The organism is Arthrobacter woluwensis (assembly GCF_030816155.1).
Lineage (GTDB): Bacteria > Actinomycetota > Actinomycetes > Actinomycetales > Micrococcaceae > Arthrobacter_E > Arthrobacter_E woluwensis_A.
In genome coordinates, this window is record NZ_JAUSXR010000001.1 from 1,539,727 (window position 1) to 1,559,796 (window position 20,070).

The 20,070-nt window shown below is 65.3% G+C and carries 25 protein-coding genes; 9 read left to right on the top strand and 16 right to left on the bottom strand.

Annotated elements, in window-relative coordinates:
* Positions 1–8: 8 nt before the first annotated feature.
* A complete protein-coding gene (gene ctaD / locus QFZ52_RS06855; protein WP_307496876.1) occupies positions 9–1,694 on the top strand; it encodes an aa3-type cytochrome oxidase subunit I in 1,686 nt (561 codons plus the stop codon).
* Positions 1,691–2,092, top strand: coding sequence for a cytochrome c oxidase subunit 4 (locus QFZ52_RS06860; protein WP_066212551.1), 402 nt, complete (start codon positions 1,691–1,693; stop codon positions 2,090–2,092). The genes ctaD and QFZ52_RS06860 overlap by 4 nt, the downstream gene beginning before the upstream one ends.
* A 145-nt stretch (positions 2,093–2,237) precedes the next feature.
* On the opposite strand, the gene QFZ52_RS06865 is transcribed toward QFZ52_RS06860, so the two are convergent.
* Positions 2,238–2,513, bottom strand: coding sequence for an HPr family phosphocarrier protein (locus tag QFZ52_RS06865; protein WP_307496877.1), 276 nt, complete (start codon positions 2,511–2,513; stop codon positions 2,238–2,240).
* 90 nt (positions 2,514–2,603) lie between these two features.
* Here QFZ52_RS06865 and QFZ52_RS06870 point away from each other — a divergent pair, with 90 nt between their 5' ends.
* Complete coding sequence (locus tag QFZ52_RS06870) at positions 2,604–3,398, top strand: GntR family transcriptional regulator (protein WP_307496878.1); 795 nt, start codon at positions 2,604–2,606, stop codon at positions 3,396–3,398.
* A 200-nt stretch (positions 3,399–3,598) separates the two neighbouring features.
* On the opposite strand, the gene qcrB is transcribed toward QFZ52_RS06870, so the two are convergent.
* The 4 genes from qcrB to ctaE all read right to left on the bottom strand — a co-directional run bounded on the left by qcrB (position 3,599) and on the right by ctaE (position 7,950).
* A complete protein-coding gene (gene qcrB, locus QFZ52_RS06875) occupies positions 3,599–5,290 on the bottom strand; it encodes a cytochrome bc1 complex cytochrome b subunit (protein ID WP_307496879.1) in 1,692 nt (563 codons plus the stop codon).
* Positions 5,268–6,338 (bottom strand): cytochrome bc1 complex Rieske iron-sulfur subunit, encoded by a 1,071-nt coding sequence (gene qcrA / locus QFZ52_RS06880; protein ID WP_278269038.1) that lies wholly within the window; start codon positions 6,336–6,338, stop codon positions 5,268–5,270. Before qcrA ends, qcrB begins: the two co-directional genes overlap by 23 nt.
* Before the next feature lie 99 nt (positions 6,339–6,437).
* Positions 6,438–7,226 carry a cytochrome bc1 complex diheme cytochrome c subunit gene (gene qcrC / locus QFZ52_RS06885; protein ID WP_307496880.1) on the bottom strand — a complete coding sequence of 263 codons (789 nt, stop codon included), beginning with the start codon at positions 7,224–7,226 and terminating at the stop codon, positions 6,438–6,440.
* Positions 7,227–7,311: 85 nt separating this feature from the next.
* A complete protein-coding gene (gene ctaE, locus QFZ52_RS06890; protein WP_444861215.1) occupies positions 7,312–7,950 on the bottom strand; it encodes an aa3-type cytochrome oxidase subunit III in 639 nt (212 codons plus the stop codon).
* 161 nt (positions 7,951–8,111) lie between these two features.
* Between ctaE and trpD the strand changes: the two genes are divergently transcribed.
* Positions 8,112–9,170, top strand: coding sequence for an anthranilate phosphoribosyltransferase (gene trpD, locus QFZ52_RS06895; RefSeq protein WP_307496881.1), 1,059 nt, complete (start codon positions 8,112–8,114; stop codon positions 9,168–9,170).
* 125 nt (positions 9,171–9,295) lie between these two features.
* On the opposite strand, the gene QFZ52_RS06900 is transcribed toward trpD, so the two are convergent.
* From QFZ52_RS06900 to QFZ52_RS06915, 4 genes are all read right to left on the bottom strand, one after another.
* On the bottom strand, positions 9,296–9,577 hold the full coding sequence (locus QFZ52_RS06900) for an Lrp/AsnC family transcriptional regulator (protein WP_278269045.1): 282 nt from the start codon (positions 9,575–9,577) through the stop codon (positions 9,296–9,298).
* A 50-nt stretch (positions 9,578–9,627) separates the two neighbouring features.
* On the bottom strand, positions 9,628–10,017 hold the full coding sequence (locus QFZ52_RS06905) for a DUF3054 domain-containing protein (protein WP_307496883.1): 390 nt from the start codon (positions 10,015–10,017) through the stop codon (positions 9,628–9,630).
* Positions 10,018–10,042: 25 nt separating this feature from the next.
* Positions 10,043–11,173, bottom strand: coding sequence for a 23S rRNA (uracil(747)-C(5))-methyltransferase RlmC (rlmC, locus tag QFZ52_RS06910; protein ID WP_307496884.1), 1,131 nt, complete (start codon positions 11,171–11,173; stop codon positions 10,043–10,045).
* Positions 11,174–11,262: 89 nt separating this feature from the next.
* Positions 11,263–11,547, bottom strand: a complete 285-nt coding sequence (locus tag QFZ52_RS06915; protein WP_307496885.1) for a GlsB/YeaQ/YmgE family stress response membrane protein — start codon at positions 11,545–11,547, stop codon at positions 11,263–11,265.
* 159 nt (positions 11,548–11,706) lie between these two features.
* Between QFZ52_RS06915 and QFZ52_RS06920 the strand changes: the two genes are divergently transcribed.
* A complete protein-coding gene (locus tag QFZ52_RS06920; protein ID WP_307498682.1) occupies positions 11,707–13,695 on the top strand; it encodes a penicillin-binding transpeptidase domain-containing protein in 1,989 nt (662 codons plus the stop codon).
* 10 nt (positions 13,696–13,705) lie between these two features.
* Here QFZ52_RS06920 and QFZ52_RS06925 read toward each other — a convergent pair whose 3' ends face one another.
* Entirely contained in the window at positions 13,706–14,200 is a 495-nt protein-coding gene (locus QFZ52_RS06925) for a GNAT family N-acetyltransferase (RefSeq protein WP_307496887.1), read from the bottom strand.
* 27 nt (positions 14,201–14,227) lie between these two features.
* Complete coding sequence (locus tag QFZ52_RS06930) at positions 14,228–14,827, bottom strand: DUF998 domain-containing protein (RefSeq protein ID WP_307496888.1); 600 nt, start codon at positions 14,825–14,827, stop codon at positions 14,228–14,230.
* Positions 14,828–14,907: 80 nt separating this feature from the next.
* On the opposite strand from QFZ52_RS06930, the gene QFZ52_RS06935 reads away from it, so the two are divergent.
* The 3 genes from QFZ52_RS06935 to QFZ52_RS06945 all read left to right on the top strand — a co-directional run bounded on the left by QFZ52_RS06935 (position 14,908) and on the right by QFZ52_RS06945 (position 16,626).
* Positions 14,908–15,267: a MerR family transcriptional regulator gene (locus QFZ52_RS06935; RefSeq protein WP_307496890.1), complete on the top strand. Its 360-nt coding sequence runs from the start codon at positions 14,908–14,910 to the stop codon at positions 15,265–15,267.
* Positions 15,268–15,473: 206 nt separating this feature from the next.
* The gene (locus QFZ52_RS06940; RefSeq protein WP_307496891.1) at positions 15,474–15,794 is read left to right on the top strand and encodes a DUF3592 domain-containing protein; all 321 of its coding nucleotides are present in this window, start codon (positions 15,474–15,476) and stop codon (positions 15,792–15,794) included.
* Positions 15,795–15,852: 58 nt separating this feature from the next.
* Positions 15,853–16,626: an SAM-dependent methyltransferase gene (locus QFZ52_RS06945; protein WP_307496893.1), complete on the top strand. Its 774-nt coding sequence runs from the start codon at positions 15,853–15,855 to the stop codon at positions 16,624–16,626.
* Between the two features lie 19 nt (positions 16,627–16,645).
* Here the strand turns inward: QFZ52_RS06945 and QFZ52_RS06950 are convergent, their stop codons facing one another.
* The 4 genes from QFZ52_RS06950 to QFZ52_RS06965 all read right to left on the bottom strand — a co-directional run bounded on the left by QFZ52_RS06950 (position 16,646) and on the right by QFZ52_RS06965 (position 18,334).
* Positions 16,646–17,119 (bottom strand): hypothetical protein, encoded by a 474-nt coding sequence (locus tag QFZ52_RS06950; RefSeq protein ID WP_307496894.1) that lies wholly within the window; start codon positions 17,117–17,119, stop codon positions 16,646–16,648.
* A 173-nt stretch (positions 17,120–17,292) separates the two neighbouring features.
* Positions 17,293–17,478, bottom strand: coding sequence for a hypothetical protein (locus QFZ52_RS06955; RefSeq protein ID WP_307496895.1), 186 nt, complete (start codon positions 17,476–17,478; stop codon positions 17,293–17,295).
* Positions 17,479–17,521: 43 nt separating this feature from the next.
* Positions 17,522–17,728: a hypothetical protein gene (locus tag QFZ52_RS06960; RefSeq protein WP_307496896.1), complete on the bottom strand. Its 207-nt coding sequence runs from the start codon at positions 17,726–17,728 to the stop codon at positions 17,522–17,524.
* A 27-nt stretch (positions 17,729–17,755) separates the two neighbouring features.
* Positions 17,756–18,334, bottom strand: coding sequence for a hypothetical protein (locus tag QFZ52_RS06965; protein WP_307496897.1), 579 nt, complete (start codon positions 18,332–18,334; stop codon positions 17,756–17,758).
* 344 nt (positions 18,335–18,678) lie between these two features.
* Here QFZ52_RS06965 and QFZ52_RS06970 point away from each other — a divergent pair, with 344 nt between their 5' ends.
* Entirely contained in the window at positions 18,679–19,083 is a 405-nt protein-coding gene (locus QFZ52_RS06970) for an SdpI family protein (protein WP_307496898.1), read from the top strand.
* A 245-nt stretch (positions 19,084–19,328) separates the two neighbouring features.
* Here QFZ52_RS06970 and QFZ52_RS06975 read toward each other — a convergent pair whose 3' ends face one another.
* Positions 19,329–19,772 (bottom strand): GNAT family N-acetyltransferase, encoded by a 444-nt coding sequence (locus tag QFZ52_RS06975; protein WP_307496899.1) that lies wholly within the window; start codon positions 19,770–19,772, stop codon positions 19,329–19,331.
* Positions 19,773–20,070: the final 298 nt, after the last annotated feature.

Genomic DNA, 20,070 nt, shown 5'->3' on the forward strand with positions numbered 1-20,070 from the left:
GACGTCTCGTGGCTACCTACACTCAACCCTCTGGGGTCCTGGAGGCACCGGTCGTGCCGAAATCCAAGGGCCGGATCGTGGTCAACTGGATCACGTCCACCGACCACAAGACGATCGGCTACATGTACCTGATCGCCTCCTTCATCTTCTTCTGCCTGGGCGGCGTCATGGCGCTCCTCATCCGTGCGGAGCTGTTTGAACCCGGTATGCAGATCCTGCAGACCAAGGAGCAGTACAACCAGCTGTTCACCATGCACGGCACGGTCATGCTCCTGATGTTCGCCACCCCGCTGTTCGCGGGCTTCGCCAACGTCATCATGCCGCTGCAGATCGGCGCTCCCGACGTGGCCTTCCCGCGTCTGAACGCCCTGGCCTTCTGGTTCTTCCTGTTCGGCTCCACGATCGCCGTCTCCGGCTTCATCACCCCGCAGGGTGCCGCCTCCTTCGGCTGGTTCGCCTACGCGCCGCTCTCCAACACCACGTTCTCCCCGGGTGTGGGTGGTGACCTCTGGGTCTTCGGCCTGGGTCTCTCCGGCTTCGGCACGATCCTCGGCGCCGTGAACTTCATCACGACCATCATCTGCATGCGTGCCCCGGGCATGACCATGTGGCGCATGCCGATCTTCACCTGGAACACGCTGATCACCGCGATCCTGGTCCTGATGGCCTTCCCGCCGCTGGCCGCCGCCCTGTTCGGCCTGGGCGCCGACCGCCGCTTCGGCGCTCACATCTTCGATCCGGAGAACGGCGGAGCAGTGCTCTGGCAGCACCTGTTCTGGTTCTTCGGTCACCCCGAGGTGTACATCATCGCCCTGCCGTTCTTCGGCATCGTCTCCGAGATCTTCCCGGTGTTCAGCCGCAAGCCGATCTTCGGTTACAAGGGTCTGGTCTACGCGACCATCTCCATCGCCGCCCTGTCCGTCACCGTGTGGGCTCACCACATGTACGTGACCGGCTCCGTGCTGCTGCCGTTCTTCTCCTTCATGACGATGCTGATCGCGGTTCCGACCGGTGTGAAGTTCTTCAACTGGATCGGTACGCTCTGGGGTGGTTCCATCACCTTCGAGACCCCCATGCTGTGGAGCCTCGGCTTCATGGTCACCTTCCTCTTCGGTGGTCTGACCGGCATCATCCTGGCCTCGCCGCCGCTGGACTTCCACCTCTCGGACAGCTACTTCGTGGTGGCCCACTTCCACTACGTGGTGTTCGGCACCGTGGTGTTCGCGATGTTCGCGGGCTTCTACTTCTGGTGGCCGAAGTGGACCGGCAAGATGCTCAACGAGCGTCTGGGCAAGATCCACTTCTGGCTCCTGTTCCTGGGCTTCCACGGCACCTTCCTGATCCAGCACTGGCTGGGTGTGCTCGGCATGCCGCGTCGTTACGCGGACTACATGCCGCAGGACGGCTTCACCGCGATGAACCAGTTCTCCACCATCTCCTCCTTCGTGCTCGGCGCCTCGCTGATCCCGTTCTTCTGGAACGTGTACATCACCTGGCGCAGTGACAAGAAGGTCACCGTGGATGACCCGTGGGGCTTCGGCGCTTCGCTCGAGTGGGCCACGTCCTGCCCGCCGCCGCGTCACAACTTCACGTCCATCCCGCGCATCCGGTCCGAGCGTCCCGCGCTCGACCTGCACCACCCGGAGCTGGCCCCCGCGCACATCTCCGCAGTCTCGAAGGAAGTGGCCAAGTGAAAATCGAGTCCTGGCTCTTCGGAACCGGCGTCTTCTTCTTCGTCCCGGTCTCCATCGTCTACGGTTTCCTGACCAACTGGACCGAGTGGGTCGGTGTTCTGGGCATCCTCCTGGTGGGCGGCCTGGCCGGCATGATCGGCTTCTACCTCGGCTTCACCGGCAAGCGCGTCGGTATGCGTCCCGAGGACCGCGAAGACGCTGAGATCCACGAGGGCGCCGGCGAGCAGGGGCACTTCAGTCCCTGGAGCTGGTGGCCGCTGGTCCTCGGCCTGGCCTGCGCCGGTGGTTTCCTCGGCCTGGCCGTCGGCTGGTGGATCCTGTTCATCGCAGCCGGCCTCGCGGTCGTGGCCCTGGTCGGCTGGGTGTTCGAGTACAGCCGCGGTGACCACGCTCACTGACCGGCCGGCTCACGCCGACTGACTGCAGCAACGACGACGGCGGCGGCCTCCTTCGGGAGGCCGCCGCCGTCGTTTTCGTCTATCCAGGTATTTCCATGCTCTTGGGGGAGCGGTGACAGCCTCCCAGGCGCCGCGCGGCCGCCGCCTACTCCTGGGACTCGAGGAGGTCCCGGAGGCTCTCCAGGATCGCCAGGGCCTCGGGCGTGCCGTAACGCTCGTCGTCGAGTCCGAGGACGACTTCAGTGCCCTGCGTGAAGTCCGCGGTCATGACTTCCAGGAGCGAACGTGCATCCACCGGTTCCTGTCCCTGCTGGGTGATGGTGACCGGCAGCAGCGTCTCGGCGACGGCGCGGACGAACTGGGCGGCCGGGCGCGCGTGCAGGCCGATGGCGGCAGCGATTCGGGCACGGACAACGGGCACAGGGACTCCTCGAATGTTCATTAGACCGGTACAGCTATCTGAACAAGAATAGTAGTTGTCCACCATCCACTTTTCATTGCGGAGAAGAGCATGCCCCCCAGCGCGTCGGCCATCAGTGGAGAGATCGACAGGGAAAGCCCTGTGCCGCTCTATGAGCAGCTCAAATCGCTCCTGCTGGTCTTCATCGACACCAAGTGCCAGCCGGGCACGGAGCTGCCCTCTGAGCGCGCCCTGTGCGAACGTTTCGGTCTGGCGCGCATGACCGTCCGTCAGGCGCTGGATTCCCTCGCACGCGACAACGTGGTCGACCGCATGGTGGGGGTGGGGACCTTCGTCCATCGGCCGAAGATGGACCTGCAGCTCAAACTGACCTCGTACAGCGAGGAGATGCAGCGGCGCGGCATGGTGCCGACGTCGCGCGTCCTCAGCTTCGAGGAGATCCACTCCAACGCTCATCTGGCGCGGGAACTCGAGGTGCCGGAGGGGACCGCCGTGGTCCGCTTCAGGCGTCTGCTGCTCGCGGACAATGAACCGATGAGCGTGGACGAGAACTTCATCGTCTCCTCCCGGGCGCCGGGAATCACGGCGGGGAAGGCTCCCGTCTCGCTCTACGGGGAACTGGAGCAGAATTACGGCCTGGTGATGGAATGGGGGGAGGACATCGTGGAAGCGACGGCGGCAAGCCCGTCCGTGGCCACGCTCCTCAAAGTGGACATCGGCTCACCTCTGCTCAAGATCCAGCGGCACGCCTATGTGGCGGACACGGTGGTGGACTATTCCGTGTCCTACTACCGCGCCGACCGCTACTCGCTCAGGGTGCCCCTCCAGAGGCAGGGCAAGAAGTCACCCCGCAACTACCGGGCCGCACCACCGCCGCGTCCCTGAGCGGCGCCCCAGGGCGTTTGACAGCATGCCGGCGGAAGCGCCGGGGCAACGAAACGCCAGGACAACCAAACCTCAGTGCACCGCCGGGGCAACGAAGTGGCCCGCACATTGATGAGGCAGCACACCGAAAAGACCACGACAACGAAAAGGCCCCCCTCCAGTTTCCTGGAAGGGGGCCTTTTCGGCTGTGTGCCGCTGAATCAGTGGCTCAGGCTCTTGGTGTCCTCGCCGGACTCGACCTCGGCGTGGTGCCCGTGACCGTGAGCGGCCTCGAGCTCGGCCGGAGTCACAGGTGCGACGCGGTCTTCGAAGAACCACTTCGAGAACTTCGCACGGCGGCGTTCCTTGCTGTCCACCACACCCTGCGCGTTCGGCTGTGCCGGGAGCGGCTTCGGGGACTCGAAGGCCACCAGGCGGTAGCGCTTGTAGTCGTTCAGCGGCTCGTGGACCTCGATGAACTCACCGTGCGGCAGGCGCACGATGCGGCCGGTCTCGCGACCGTGCAGGGCGATTTCGCGGTCCTTGCGCTGCAGCGCCAGGGCCACACGCTTGGCCACGAAGAAGCCGATGATCGGGCCGATGAAGAACAGCGCACGGAGCCAGTAGGTCACGTCGTTCAGCGACACCTTGAAGTGGGTGGCGATGAGGTCGGAGCTGGCGGCCGCCCACATGACGCAGTAGAACACGATGCCTGCTACGCCGATGGCGGTGCGGGTCGGTGCGTTGCGCGGACGGTCCAGCACGTGGTGCTCGCGGTTGTCCTTGGTGATCCAGCGCTCGATCCACGGGTAGGTGAACAGGACGGTGAACACGATGCCCGCGGGCACGAGGGCAGGCAGCAGCACGTTCAGGGTCAGCGTGTGATCGAAGATGATGAACTCGAAGTGCTGACGGTAGCTGCCGATCGCTCCGATGACACCGGGCATCAGACGCAGAGCGCCATCCACCCAGCCGATGTACCAGTCAGGCTGGGTGCCTGCGGACACGGGGGAGGGGTCATACGGACCGTAGTTCCAGATCGGGTTGATCGTGAAGAAACCGGCCATCAGCGCGATCACGCCGAAGACGATGAAGAAGAATCCACCGGCCTTCGCGGCGTAGACCGGGCCGAGGGGGTAGCCGACCACGTTGCGGTCGTTGCGGCCCGGGCCGGGGTACTGCGTGTGCTTGTGGACCACGACCATGAACAGGTGGATGGCGACCATCAGAAGGATGAGTGCCGGAACCAGCAGGATGTGGAGCACGTACAGGCGGCCGATGATCGCGGTGCCGGGGAACTCTCCGCCGAAGAGGAAGAAGGAGATCCAGGTGCCGATCACGGGGATCGACTTGATGACGCCATCGATGATGCGCAGGCCGTTGCCGGAGAGCAGGTCATCAGGGAGCGAGTAACCGGTGAAGCCGGCGGCCATGGCCAGGATCAGCAGGACACCGCCCACCACCCAGTTGAGCTCACGGGGCTTGCGGAATGCGCCGGTGAAGAACACGCGGAGCATGTGCACCGACACGGAGGCCACGAAGAGCAGTGCTGCCCAGTGGTGGACCTGACGCATGAACAGACCGCCACGCACCTCGAACGAGATGTTCAGCGAGGAGTTGTAAGCGACCGACATCTCCACGTTGTAGAGCGGCGAGTAGCTGCCCTGATAGTGGGTCTCCGCCATGGACGGGTCGAAGAAGAACGTCAGGAACGTTCCCGACATCAGCAGGATGACGAAGGAGTACAGCGCCACCTCGCCAAACATGAAGGACCAGTGGTCCGGGAAGACCTTGCGGCCGAACTCCTTCAGGATGCCGGAACCACCGACACGCTGATCGACGAAGTCAGTGAAGCGGCCGAACTTGGTCTCCGCCTGATAGGTGGATTGCTCAGCTGTTGAGGCGGCGCTCATGCTCGTCACGCTCCCAGTAACTCGGTCCGACAGGTTCATGGAAATCGCTCGTGGCGACCAGGTAGCCCTCTTCGTCGACGGCGATCGGCAGCTGCGGCAGCGGACGGCTGGCCGGGCCGAAGATGACCTCGCACTCGTGCGTCAGGTCGAAGGTCGACTGGTGACACGGGCAGAGCAGGTGGTGCGTCTGCTGCTCGTACAGAGCAACCGGGCAACCGACGTGCGTGCAGATCTTGGAGTAGGCGACGATGCCGTTGTAGGCCCAGTTCTCACGCCCGGGGGAGGGGTGAAGCTCGTCCGGGTTCAGACGCATCAGCAGAACGACGGCCTTGGCCTTCTCGTTCAGCTTGCCGTGCTCCAGCTCGTTCAAGCCCTCAGGGATCACGTGGAACGCGGAGCCGATGGTGACATCCGACGCCTTGATGGGGGTGCCATCGGGGTCACGGGTGAGGCGCTTGAGCTTGCCGTCCTTGGGAGCCCACATGGTGTGTGCGAGCTTGTCGTCCGGACGCGGTCCCAGATCTCCGAAGACGGCCAGCGCGGGCAGGGGAGCCAGCGCGACCGCACCCAGGAGGGTGTTCCGGATGAGGGGGCGGCGCTTGATGCCGGATTCCTCGATGATCGTGTCCGCGATGGCCACGGCTGCCACGCGGTCGTCCTCGGACCGCAGCTCGTGCCGCTCCTCGGAGACTTCGTGATCGGGCATCAGGGTCTTCGCCCAGTGCACGATGCCCGTGCCGATGCCAAGCATTGCGAACGCGGTGCCAAGGCCGAGCAGCATGTTCTGCAGGCTGATGTCACGAGTCGTGGACTTGTTGGTCAGGTCGATGGCGAAGTACGCCACCAGGAAGACCAAGGTGCCGATCACGGACACGATGAACAGGATGGCTACCTGCCGCTCCGCCCGCTTGGCGGCCTTGGGGTTTTTGTCGGCGAGTCGAGGACGGTGAGGAGGAATTCCAGGATCCTGGAATGCTCCCTCATCGTTCTGACCAGCCGTAGCTACGGTGCCCGAGCCTGTCGAGCTGCCGTCACTATGGTTGCCCATGGTTCCCCTTTTTCCCTCTCTGAGTTCGGCTGTTGCCGAAGATCTTCAATTTCAGCGCCGCTGTCGTGACAGCGGCAAAGTTTGCGCCCGCGCTGTCGGTCAGCTGCTGCGCGAGGTCAGCCAGATGGTGAAGCCGATGATCACGGCCAGACCTGCAGTCCACACGAAGAGGCCTTCGGAGACCGGACCCAGTGCGCCGAGGTCGGCGCCACCCGGGGACGGGTTGTTCTCGATGGTCTTCAGGAAGGTGATGATGTCACGCTTGCCCTCGGGGGAGATGTTCGCGTCACTGAAGACAGGCATGTTCTGCGGGCCGGTGACCATGGCCTCGTAGATGTGCTTGCTTTCAACACCGTGCAGGCTCGGGGCGAACTTGCCCCGGGTCAGCGCACCACCGGCGGCGGCGGCGTTGTGGCACATGGCGCAGTTGACGCGGAAGAGCTCGCCACCCTTGGCGGCGTCACCCTTCTCATCCAGGATGTGTGCGTCCGGAACGCTCGGGCCCGGAGCCAGGGACGCCACGTAGGCGGCCAGCTGGCGGGTCTGGTCCTCGTTGAACTGCTTCGGCTTGATCTGCGCCTGCGGGCCGTTCAGCTGCATGGGCATACGGCCGGTGCCGACCTGGAAGTCGACGGCGGCGGCGCCGACGCCGACCAGGGACGGACCGTCCTTGGTGCCGGCCGCGCCCATCCCGTGACAGGTGGAGCAGTTGGCCACGAACAGCTTCTTGCCTTCAGCGGCATCGCTGGCGCTGTAGCTCTGGGTCTCGGCCTTGGCCTGGTTGGCCGTGGAAGCCGCCGCGTAGAGGCCACCGGTGAAGAGCAGACCCAACAACAGCAAGGCGATTGCCGCGAGCGGATGACGTCGCTTCAGGGAGAGTGCCTTCACTTGGTGGTTCCTTTGATCGATCGTGCACTTGCCAGCCAGGCAGGTGCGTTGTTTTCTTTGCCGTGTTCCGTGCTCAAGGCACCGGTCACTTCAGGACGTAGATGACCAGGAAGAGGCCGATCCACACGACGTCGACGAAGTGCCAGTAGTAAGAGGTCACGATCGCCGATGTCGCTTCGAAGTGGCCGAACTTCTTGGCCGCGTACGAACGCCCGAGGATGAACAGGAACGCGATGAGGCCGCCGATGACGTGCAGGCCGTGGAAGCCCGTGGTCATGTAGAACGCCGAGCCGTAGGCGTTGGCGTTCAGGGTCACGTGCTCGCTGGTCAGCATCGCGTACTCGGTGGCCTGACCGGCCACGAAGAAGGCACCCATGAGGAACGTCAGGATGAACCATTCGTTCATCCCCCAGCGGGTGAACTGGAAGACGCCGCCGGTGCGGCGGGGCTGCAGACGCTCTGCGGCGAAGACACCCATCTGGCAGGTGAAGGAGGAGAGCACCAGAACAATGGTGTTCACCAGGGCGAAGGGGAAGTTCAGCTTCGCAGTCTCTTCGGCCCAGAGCTCACCGGAGGTGGAGCGCAGGGTGAAGTACATGGCAAAAAGGCCGGCGAAGAACATCAGCTCGCTGGACAGCCACACCACGGTCCCAACGGAAACCATGTTTGGCCTGTTCAGCGTGGGATGCGCCGGGGTACTGGGGGCATGAGTCGCTGTGGTCACATAGACATTATGTCTGCAAAACGGCGCGGTGCCCAACGCAAAGCGCCGTTTCGGCCCACTTTTTCTACAGAGGTGCGAAAACTACCGTGGTTTTCCGCACCAGGAGAGGTGCTGCAGTTCACATTGCGGGTCCGACGGCGTTGCGTCGATAGGATCTACACGTGAGTAACGACGTTCAGACCCCGCGAGTTCCCTGGACCTGGCCGCTCCTGATCAGCGCGCTCGTCCGCGGTGAAGATCTGCCGTCCGAAGCCACGGCCTGGGCCATGGCGGAGGTCATGGACGGCGCGGCGAACCCTGCGCAGCTCGCCGGATTCCTGGTGGGTCTGCGGGCCAAGGGTGAGACCGTGGAGGAGATCGACGGCCTCGCCGGCACCATGCTCGCCCGCGCCGAGCGCATCGCCGTTCCCGGGGAGACCCTGGACATCGTCGGCACGGGTGGAGACGGACTGGACACCGTGAACATCTCCACCATGTCCTCTCTGGTGGTCGTGGGCGCCGGGCGCACCGTGGTGAAGCACGGCAACCGGGGCGCTTCGACCAAGGCCGGGTCCGCCGACGTGATCGAAGCGCTCGGGGTCCGACTCGACCTTCCGGCGCAGCGGGTCGCCGAGATCGCCACCGAGGTCGGGATCACCCTCTGCTTCGCCCAGGTCTTCCACCCCTCCTTCCGGCATGCCGGTGGGGTGCGCCGCGACCTCGGCATCCCGACGGCCTTCAATGTCCTCGGACCGCTGACCAATCCGGCGGGCGTGACCGCACAGGCCCTCGGCGTGGCGAACGAGCGGATGGCGCCCCTGATGGCAGGCGTGCTCGCGCGGCGTGGCACCCGCGCGCTGGTGTTCCGCGGTGACGACGGCCGCGACAAGATCACCACCTCGGGCCTGTCGACCGTCTGGGAGGTCCGGGACGGTGGGATCGAGGTTCATCGACTTGACCCTCGGGATTTCGGCGTGGATCTGGTGCCGGTCGAGGCTCTCAAGGGATCTGACGCGGACAGCAACGCCGACCTGGTGCGACGTTTCCTGGCGGGGGAGAAGGGGCCGGTGCGGGACGCCGTCGTGCTGAACGCCGCCGCAGGTCTTGTCGCGGCCGATGCCGGCCACGACGCCCCGCTCAAGGAGCGGCTGAGGAACGCCCAGCTGGTGGCCGAGGAGTCGATCGACTCCGGTGCGGCCGCCGACGTGCTGGATCGCTGGGTGCAGGCCAGCCGGCGCTGAGCGGATGCGCCCGTGGCGATCACGAGTCAGTGGCACGGGCGACGCAGACGAGAAGAGGGCTCCCGGATCATCCGGGAGCCCTCTCTGTTAGGTCTTGCGCGTAAGTCTTGCGCGGTGGAACCGGCTCAGCCGTCGAACCCCATGGAGAAAGCCTCATCGAGGTCCTCCTTGGAGTAGGAGCGGAAGGCGATGTGGGTCGTCGTGTGGACGACGGCGGGAACCTTGGAGAGGCGGTCGGCGATGACGTCCGCCAGGTCCTCGTGCTTGCCGACCTTCGCGATGGCGATCAGATCCCAGTCGCCGGTGACCGAGTAGACCTCGGAGATGCCCTCGATGGCCGCGATCTGCTGTGCGGATTCCGGGATGGAGGAGGTGTCCGTCTTGATGTGGACGAATGCGGTGATCACGGTGGGCCTTCCTGGTGTCACGTACCGGTGCTTGCTCTAGGGGAACTCTATTACAGGGCCCGGCGCTTTGAACCCACGCGCACCGCCAGGAGCCAGACGGCACGCCAGCCGAGGAGGACCAGGGCCAGGAACAGGGTGGCCACGATGATGAACGGGACCACCACCACCTGACCGGTGAGAGCGCGCAGCACCATGCCGCCGACGAGGGCGCCCAGCCAGACGGAGACGCCCGCGGGCCACAGACGGAGCGGCGCGCGCCAGACGCGGCCGGCGAGCCAGCCGATCAGCGCGCCGGCCAGGAACGGCCAGGCGGTGACGAACACTCCCAGAACTCCTTGATCGCGGTGGTGGGCGTCGCGACCGATTCCTGCGAACACGAGGATCAGCACGATGTCCAGGACGATCGCTGCGGTCAGGATGGATTTGCTGGGGGAGTTCATCGGCGTCTTCCGGTGTCGGGGCGTATCAGGCTGCGCGGCGTTCGAGCAGCACCATGGTCTCGTAGTGGTGACTCTGGGGGAACATGTCCATGAGCCGGGCTTTGACGGGGGAGAGGCCGGGCATCCGGGCGAGGTCCTTGGCCAGGCTCACCGCATTGCAGCTGGAATAGAGGACGTGCCGCACGCCGGATTCCTCCAGCAGGGAGGCGAGCTCCGCGCCGAGTCCGCGCCGGGGCGGATTGACGATCACCATCTCCGGAAGTGCGTTCGCGTCCCGGACGAATGAGGTCGCATCCGCTGCCAGAAACTCCGTGCCGGGAAGGTCGGCCTCCGCCGCGCTCAGACGGGCGCTGGCGACAGCCTCGGCACTGACCTCGATGCCGGTGACGTCCCGGCCGGGCCGCGCGGCGTGCAGGGCGAAACCGCCGACGCCGCAGTAGAGGTCCCACAGCGTTGACGGGCCGACCTCATCCACCCAGGCCGTGCCCTGCCGGTACAGCTCGCGGGCCACGGCGGTGTTGGTCTGGAAGAAGCTGCGCGTGCGCAGGTGGAGTGTCAGGGCATCCAGCCGCATGGGCAACGACTCCTGAGCGGTGAGGATGATCTCCTCGTCACCTTCCAGGGTCGCCTTGTGTTCCGGGTGGATGTTGGCGGACACGACGACGGCGGCCGGCAGCGCCGCCTGAAGCCGCGGCAGGGCGTCCCGCAACTGAGCGAGCTGCCGGGTGCTGCGGAGCACGAACCGGACCATGAGTTCGCCGTCGGGTGATTCCGTGAGAAGGAGGTACTTCAGCTCTCCCTGGCGCCGCGGGACATCGTAGGGGGTGAGACCCGTGGCGCTGATGAAGTCGGCCAGGACAGGGAAGGCGGAGGTCAGGCCGCGGGAACACAGTCCGCAGGCGCGGAGGTCCACACCGAGACCGTCGGTGTCGAGGATGCCCAGGGTGGGTGCTCCGGGATCGCCGGAGACCACCATCTTGGCCTTGTTCCGGAAGCCGGATTCCGCCGCGGCGAAGGAGGGCAGCCAGTCGATGCCGGTGAAGGCACTGAGCTGCCGGCGCAGATGCTGTTCCTTCCGCTCCACCTGGGTGGGGTACGGCACACCCATCTCCGTACAGGAGCGGCACGTCCCGGCGTCAAAGTAGTCACACTGCATAGCCCCTCCAGTCTAGGTGGGCGCGGTGGTCCCGATGGACAGGCGTAAGGCCGGGGCCTCCCGTGCCCCGGCCTCGTGGTGTGGCCGAATCAGTGACTGGTGCGATGTCCGGCGCCGCGGCCGCTGTGGCTGAAGAGCCCGAAGACGAAGAGGACGATCGCCGATCCGACGATGGCCAGGATCCACGTCTGGAGGTTCCAGAATCCGGCGAGGCCGACATTGAAGACGACGCCGCCGATCCAGCCGCCGAGAAGCGCGCCCACGACCCCGAGGATCAGGGTGGAGACCCACCCTCCGCCGTGCTCGCCGGGCATGATCATCTTCGCGATCGCACCGCAGATGAGACCCAGAATAAGGAATGCCACAAAACCCATGACCTTTCCCCTTTTCTCTTGTTCTTGCTGGTACGTGGCGGGTGCCATGACCTGGTTCCATTATCCGCCGTCGGCCCGGATTATACCAGGGCCTGTCAAGACCGGCGGGCGACGGGGCGCAGCGCCACTTGACCAGGAATGTCAGTGGCGCTTGGCATAATGACGCTCGTGGGGAAATCAACGAAAACACTCAGTGTCCTGGCCGCTTCCGTCATCCTGCTCGGTTCACTGTCGGCGTGCGATGACGGAAAGAAGGGCGCCGAGTCCATCGCCCAGCAACTGGCCGGAGGCCTCTCCGGCCTGAATGTCGCCTCCCTCCGGTTCGACGGGATCGACGGCGCCGACGCGGACAAGAAGTTGAAGGCCATCGTGAAGGGCCTGCCGGGCAACAAGCCCGCGGTGAAAGTCGATTCCGTCACGGTGGACGGGGAGAAGGGGACCGCGAAGCTCACCTTCGACTGGACGCTGTCCGGCGCGCACTGGAGTTATTCCACCGAAGCCGGCCTGAAGAAGAGCAACGGTGAGTGGGCGGCCCAGTGGAGCCCGGCCCTGATCGCACCGGAGCTGAAAGACGGCGAGGTCCTCGAGACGTCCGGTCAGGCCGCACCACGTGCGGACATTCTGGGCGCGGGAGGGAAGGTCCTGGTCACCAACCGCCCGGTGGTGAATCTCGGCGTCGACAAGTCGCGGCTGAACGGCAAGGACGCCGGCGCTGCGGCTGAGCAGGTGGCCCGTCTGGCCGATGTGGATCCAGGTGGGTTCGCGGCGCAGGTGAAGGCGGCCGGCCCCCAGGGTTTCGTCACGGCGATCACGCTGCGTGCCGATTCCCCTGAAGCGAAGGCGCTCACCCCGGAGAAACTCGCGCAGATCCCCGGGGCCAGAACCGTCCCGGGAACGCTGCCGCTGGCTCCGAGCCGCGGTTTCGCCCGTGCCGTCCTCGGCACTGTCGGAGAGGCGACCGCGGAGCAGGTGGAGAAGTCCAAAGGCCGGCTCAAGGCCGGGGACGTGACCGGCCTCGGTGGCCTGCAAGCCCGCTATGACGCGCAGTTGCGCGGACAGGAGGGCGTGGTGGTCCGCGCGCAGCCCGCCGCCGCGCCGGAGAGCACGACGCCGAGCGACCCCTCACAGGAGCAGGGCCGTGTCCTGTTCCAGGTGGAGGCCAAGGCGGGAACTCCGCTCAAGACGACCCTCGACCCCCGCCTTCAGACGCTGGCGGAGGACACCCTCAAGGACATCGCACCCGCGTCTGCGATCGTGGCCCTCCGGCCGTCGGATGGAGCGGTGCTGGCTGCCGCGTCCGGCCCCGGCAGCAACGGTTACAACACCGCCATGATCGGCCAGTACGCTCCGGGCTCGACTTTCAAGATCGTGGACTCGCTGGCGATGATCCGCAACGGGATGACCCCGGACAGCACGGTGTCCTGCACCGCGACCGCTTCCGTGGACGGCCGCACGTTCAAGAACGCTCCGCTGTATCCCGCGTCGGAGGTCGGGACGATTCCGTTGCGGGAGGCGTTCGCGCACTCGTGCAACACGGCCTTCATCAATGCCAGGGACAAGGTCTCCCAGGCTCAGGTGAGCGCCGCGGCGCAGTCGCTGGGTGTCGGAGTCCCGTCTGATGGTCTGAACTTCGACGGGTACCTGGGCTCTGTGCCCTCGTCGGCAGAGGGCACGGAACATGCCGCGTCCATGATCGGGCAGGGCAAGGTCCTGCTCTCGCCGCTCGCCGCTGCGGTGATGGCGGGGTCGGTGGGCAAGGGCGCGCCGGTGACGCCGCACCTGGTGCTCACGACGCCGGAGGCTGCCGCCACTCCCGGTGCGACGGCGAGCAGTTCGCCCTCCACGCCGGCGACTGCGGCGCCGATCGAGAACCCGGTGACGCCGGCCGAATCGGTGAAGCTCAAAGATCTCATGCGCGCCGTGGTGACCTCGGGGCATGCCGGGTTCCTGGCGGATGTCCCGGGAGCTCCTGTGGGAGCGAAGACCGGCACTGCCGAATTCGGCGCCGACAACCCGCCGAAGACGCACGCCTGGATCGTGGCGACGCACGGGGATCTCGCCGTGGCCGTGTTCGTGGAGGACGGCGGACTGGGCGCCGACACCAGTGGCCCGCTGCTGAAGAAGTTCCTGGTGGGAGCCGCCGGTTAGAAACCGGGGCTCAGTCCAGCTCGAGCTTCATGCCCACGTGGCTCGCCACGAACCCCAGACGCGCATAGAAGCGCTGAGCGTCCGTTCTGCGGGCATCGGTCGTGAGCTGGACGAGTCCGGCGCCGTTGAGGCGGCCGAACTCCGTCGCCCAGCCGATCATGGCCGAGCCCACCCCCTGCCCGCGCAGCGAGCGGGAGATGCGGACGCCTTCGATGTTGAGTCGGAGGCGTCCGCCCCGGGAGATCCCCGGGATCAGGCTCAGCTGCATTATTCCGACCACGGTGCCGTTCGAATCCTCGACGACCGCGAGGAACTGTGCTGGATCGGCGTCGACCGCTTCGAAGCCCCGGAGGTAGGCGCCGTCGTCGTGCCGTTCGCGCGTCTGGCCCAGCATGTCGTCATGCAGCAGCTCGATCAGCGCCGGCAGGTCGTCGCGCATGGCCTTGCGGACGGTGAATCCCGCGGCGAGATCGACGGACGGCAGCACAGGGGGAGTGGGGCTCATGTCCCCAGGGTACTGGTGGTCTCGCCATCACTGCGTGGCAAGAGCCCAGGCTCCCACCAGCGGTGCGACAGTGACGGCCAGGATGAAGAGCCGTTCGCACAAACCGAAGAACCGGCGTCGCAAGGGGCGGACCAGCAACGCAATGACCAGCGCCGCCAGCGAGATCGCGGCGATCGTGTTCAAGAGGCCAAGGGCGGCGACGGCGCCCGGCGGGCCGGCGATCAGGCGGCTCAGCGGGCCGATGGTCGAATAAGCGAGAGTGAACCATGTGATCGCGAGGAGCAGATGGATCCTCCCTCGTGCGGTGATGGCGGTCCCGGACCGGTCGGTGGGGACGAACGGCATCACCGCCAGGAGCACCCCGAGTGCGAGCAGCCAGCCTCCCAGTGCCGGGTCCGCACGGCCGGCCCCGGACAGCACCGCCGCGCCGAGCGAGAGCCAGGCGGCAGCCGCGGTACACGACGCCAGGCCGGCCAACAGGCGGGTTCGCCTTACGGAGGAGGCCGCGTAGTCGCTCACGGTGTCGTGCACGGGATGGATTCCGCCCGGCAGGACGTGCAGGAGCAGGAACAACAGGAGCCGCAGTGCGAACAGGATCGTTGCCGCAGCGGCCAGGAAATGCGTCATGGCGGGTTCCTCGGAGTCGAAGGCTGACGTGTCGGAATCGACGCTAAACTTTCAAGTAACTTGAAGGTCAAGGGGGAGCCGTGAAGATCAGCGAACTGGCGCGTCGGACGGGACTGGCGCCGTCGGCGATCCGTTTCTACGAGGACCGGGACATGTTCAGTCCTGGCCAGGTGAACCGGCTGGCCAATGGCTACCGGGACTACACCCCGCAGGCGCAGCGCAGAGTGGAACTGATCCTCGCGGGCCGGGCGGCCGGATTCTCGCTGACGCAGATGAGGGACCGAATGACGCATTGGGAAACCATGAGCGACGGCGAGCGTGCGGCACTCCTCGAGGAACAACTCGCGGTCATCGACGGGCGGCTGCGAGAACTCACGAGCGCCCGCGCCACCGTACGGGAGGCATTGGAGACGCTTCGGGGGAGAGGCGCTGCCCAGTAGTGGCCTCGGGAGGACTGCTGTTGCGAGAGCTTCCAGCGGCCGCTTCCATGCCATACTCGGGTTCATGCCGACGAAGGAAGACCTGGGCCGCCTGTTCGCATACCCGGCCAGCAGCCTGATTCTCAGGAGCCGAGCCCATGGTTAGGCGCCGCTGGGCTTCCGTCATCACCATCGCTGTCATTCTCGTCCTCTTCGTGGGTGGAGCCGTGGCGTTGATCTGGCCACAGTTTCATCAGAAGTCTCAGCAGGGTCTGACGCTGAAGGCCACCGCCACCGTCGTCGACAAGCAACTGCGTCCCAATACCGGAATGCCGGGTCGTGACTACGCTCTGACGTACACCTATGTCGTGGACGGGCACACCTACCGCTCGTCTGCGAATTCGACCGATGGCGAGATCTCGGCTGCTGCGTTCACCGTGTGCGTCGATCCGGCCCGCCCCGAGTTGAATGCTCCGCTGCTCGCCGGCGCGGCATGCGGCGACACGAGCCTCGGGAAGTGGACCGTCACGGCGAAGAGGATCGATTGATCCCGGAGGCTGGCGATGCGGACAGGCCGTTCGTGGCCACCCGTGAGAGCATCGGGGTGTGACCGACCTTACTTCGCCGGACCTGCCACCCTTCCATGAGCCGCTGACCTGGCTCACCCCACTCTCGGAGGAACGAGCCGCGCATCTCGTGGCGTTCCTGACCGATCCGGCCCCGATCGAGGTTCTCGATATGGGGTGTGGCTGGGGTGAGCTGCTGCTCCGTGTGCTGGAAGCTGCCCCGGGAGCACACGGACGAGGAGTGGACCGATCGCCCGCGTTCATCGACCGGGCGCGGCAGCAAGCGCTGGCCCGTGGGCTCGGAGCGCGGGTGGCATTCGACCTCATGCCCGGCATGGAGGCCCAGGACCTGCTCGCGGACGCCGTGATCTGCATCGGGGCAAGCCAGATCTGGGGACCCCCGGTGGAGGATGCGCAGCCGCTGGACTACGCTGCCGCCCTACGGGCGCTACGAGAGCTGGTCCAGCCCGGCGGGCGGCTCGTGTACGGCGAGGCGATCTGGATGGCGCCGCCTCACCCGGCGGCGACCGCTCCTCTGGCCGGACGGGACGACGAGTACATCACCCAGGACGCCTTGCGTGAACTGATCCGGGCTGCCGGCTTCGACGTGGTCGACGACGACGAGACGAGCCTTGAGGAGTGGGACGCCTTCGAAACCGGCTTCCGGGAGCCGTACATCCGTTGGCTGGATTCCCACGGCGCCGACCACCCCGCGGCTGAGCAGGTCCGTCAGCAGTACGAGGACCAGCGGGCCGCGTATGAAGACGGCTATCGCGGTGTGCTGGGGATGGCGTATTTCTGCCTGCAGGGGTAGGCGTTGCCGAGGGGCGGGTTCATTCCTCGATGAGGGTGCTGAGAAGGAGGACGCCGTCCTGGCGTCCGGCACGGTCAGGCAGATAGCGGAGTGCGATCCGACGTCCGACCGGCAGAATGTCTTCGACCGATTGGGTCGTCCGGCGGACCCGGCCGTCCCGGTCGGTGAAGACGACCGTCACCACTGAGCCCACGGTGTCCTCGGCGCCTTCCTGTCCTTGCCTCCGCCACGGCTCCGAACTTTCGACGACGCCTGTCGCGTCAAGCCCGGCATCCCTGACCACCCGCCGCCGTCGTGCCTGGTGGAGGAAGACGGCGGTCAGGAGGGCGATCACCTCGCCGACGACCACCCAGACGGCGACGTCGGCGAAGGAGGCGGGCCAGAGCGCATGCACCGCGAACAAGCTGCCGGCGAGCAACACGAGCACACAGAAGAGTGCCAGGTAACTGATCTCGAACGACGTGTCCGGCGTGATCTCGCGATCCTCTGTCATCGACGACCCCCTTGGAGCGATGTGAGAGGTGCTACACGGTGCGTCTCCTGGCGCCGAAGCAAGTAGGCGGCGCCGCGAGCGAACCTGATGCCAGGGTAAGTGAGAATTTGCGGCGCGACCAGAGGGAGGGCGGCGCCGGCGGCGTTTCCACGGGGACGTAGTCAACCGGAGAATCAGACAGGCCCCAGCTCCCACAATGCGGTCCGCAACGATGAGGGCGGTCCTAGCCACTTCTGCAGCGGTTCGTTGCCGAATTCGGCGCTGCATGCCTGCCACACTGCCACGACCATCAGCGTGAGCATCGCGAGCAGCACGATCTCGTCGGCGCCGATCGCCAGGAATTCCGCAGTCCGGAGCACGCGTCCTCCCGTTCCTTCCGTATCTGATTGGAGCCGTCTGCGGTCAAGGTCGGTTCTTTGCCGCTCGGACCTTGCTCCACACGAAGTACAGAACAGCAAATACCACGACATCAAGAACGATGTAGACCGGCAGGTGCTGTGGCAGGTGGTCGGTATCTCGTAAAAGCGATCCTACTTGCACTCCGATCAGCGGAAGCGTGATAATCGCAGCGAATAGTCCCGGTTTAATCGGTTGTTTCATTTCACTCACCTCGCGACCTTGCTATTTCCATCCCCTTTAGTGGCAGCTGACGCCAGCAACTCCAAGGAGGGGGTACAAGCGCATTGTCTGGTTGTTCGGGCAGGCTCCATGAGCCTTTGCGATCCCGACGATTGTCAGGACAATTCCGCCTCCGACGGCACAGCCCACTCCCGCGCTTTCCGACCCAGCGATTGCGCAGATCGCTCCAGCCAGCGTTGCCGCTGATCCTGAGATGAGCGCTTGCTGTTCGCTCGGATCGAACTCGAAGTAGGGCCAGGGGTCCCAGCCGCCTCCGACCTCGGGCTGAACGGTCGGCGAAGTAGATTCCTCAGCACCTGGGTAGGTCACCTTGATGCCGGGCGCAAGCGTGTAGGTGGTGTCGCCGTTGGCTGCCTGCGTGTGAGTGACCTTGTGGGCTTGAAGCATGTCGTGAAACTGTGCCAGGTCCTCAGCGACCTGCTTCGTCTCGCTCGGTGAGAGCGCAGAAACGAGTGTGCCAGGTGTTGCGCCTTCGGATGCGCTGGGGGACTGTGCGTTTGCGGCGGGTGCGCCCGAGATCATCGAGAGCCACAATGCTGCGAGTGTGATCAGGCTGGGGAAGCGGATGTTCTTCACTGGCCGGAAGTCAACTCGATTCGTGTAGGCAGAATGCGTTATTGGCACCCCCAGGCTAAGCAGATCGGATGTCAGTTCGCCAAGGCAACGATTTGACAACAGTCAGCAGAACGAACGATATAATCGCGCCCGCGCTTCGGGGCCATGCAAGGTTCGGTATCACCTGATGCTGAGGTCCGAGTTGGACTGGCGAGGCGATCAAGCGGTCGTTTCGTGCCGCGGACTCGAAGTGTTGCAGCAGGTGGGGCGGCACCCACTATCTTGAACCGGCCCACAGTCTGCGACTCGACTGTCACAGGAGATCTCGTAGCCTGAAGATTGACGCAGGAATCACCTAGAACTGCGTGAGCGACGTACAGCACCGGAAACGAATTTCAATCAAGGGCAGGTGGGACATGTCTACAAGCGAAACGGCCACTCTAGTGACGATCCTCTCGGTTCTCGGCGCAATATTTATCACCTGCGGGATCCTGGCCTTGGCAGCGCGTCTGCCGATGAACCCGTTCGTGGGTATCCGAATGCCTTCAACGATGATGTCTGACGCAGCATGGAAAGCAGGTCATCGCGCAGCGGGCCCGTATCTCGTCGGCAGCGGGTTCTGCGCTTTTGCCGGCGGCGCTCTCGCCCTAGCGGCACCTTCAATCGGCACCCTCGCGCTGACCCTCATCCCCACTGCCGCCGTGTTGGTGTGCTTGACGATCGCGGTCCTCCTTGCCGCACGCGCCGCGACAAGAGCCTCCATTGAGTGATTGCTCAATGCCGACTATCACCCCCCGAGTGTGGACCCTATGCGAGAGCAATCGACGATGCAGGCGGGATCAGGCACGGGGGAGCGGTGCCGAGGTGACGAGATCATCCGACACCGTCCAGCCTCACTGCGACGGAGTCGCCGGCACGTGAGCCGATGCCTGGGTGTCCCGTCAAGGACATGAGCGATCATCACGTTGCGCCGGAGGGGAGGGGAGTGCGTGCGGGGGACGTGCGGCCGCCCGAGCTAGTTCAGCGGCGGCGTGTATCTCAGCACATTCGTATCGCGGGGCCGGAAACCCACTGATTCGTAGAGTTTCAGTGCCGATTCGCGCGTTGGGCGCGAGGTGAGATCCAGAGTGCGGAGACGCCTTCTGGACGACTCCGCAGTGATTTCAGAGAGGAGCAACCGGGCGATGCCGCGTCCGCGTGCCTGATGGCTGACGACGACGTCCTCGACGAACCCGCGCCAACCGGTCACCAGGGGAAAAGTCACCAAGGTCGCCATGCCGACGATCCGGCCGCCGTCGCGCGCGACGAAGAGGTCGACGCCTGGGGCGTCAACCATCGACTGCACCCGTCCAGGGTCGAACGTCGCGCTGGTGGACAGCTGAGCGAGAAGCATTTTCACTTGGTGAAGATCGTCATCGGCCAGATTCTCGACGACCGCGATCTCGATATGATCGGCCATGAGCACAGACTAGTCCGCGATGACGGAGAGCGACCGCAGTGCCGTCGTGAACTGTGTTCAGTGGTCTCAGCTTCATTGAAGGGGGAGCAGGGTGCCTTCGCCAGGAGTAGGTCTCGCCATTGTCGGCGCACTAGTCCTTCTGATGGGGTCAGGCGTCGCCGTCTTTCGAGTGCCCGTTTCCAGGAGGCATCGTCAGTGGATGGAGATGTTCCTGAGGCGACTCGGCGCCATGGGTATACGGCCCAGACAGTCAATCGAGGATGCCAAGTCTCCAGGCACCTGGCTGACGATCGGGGTG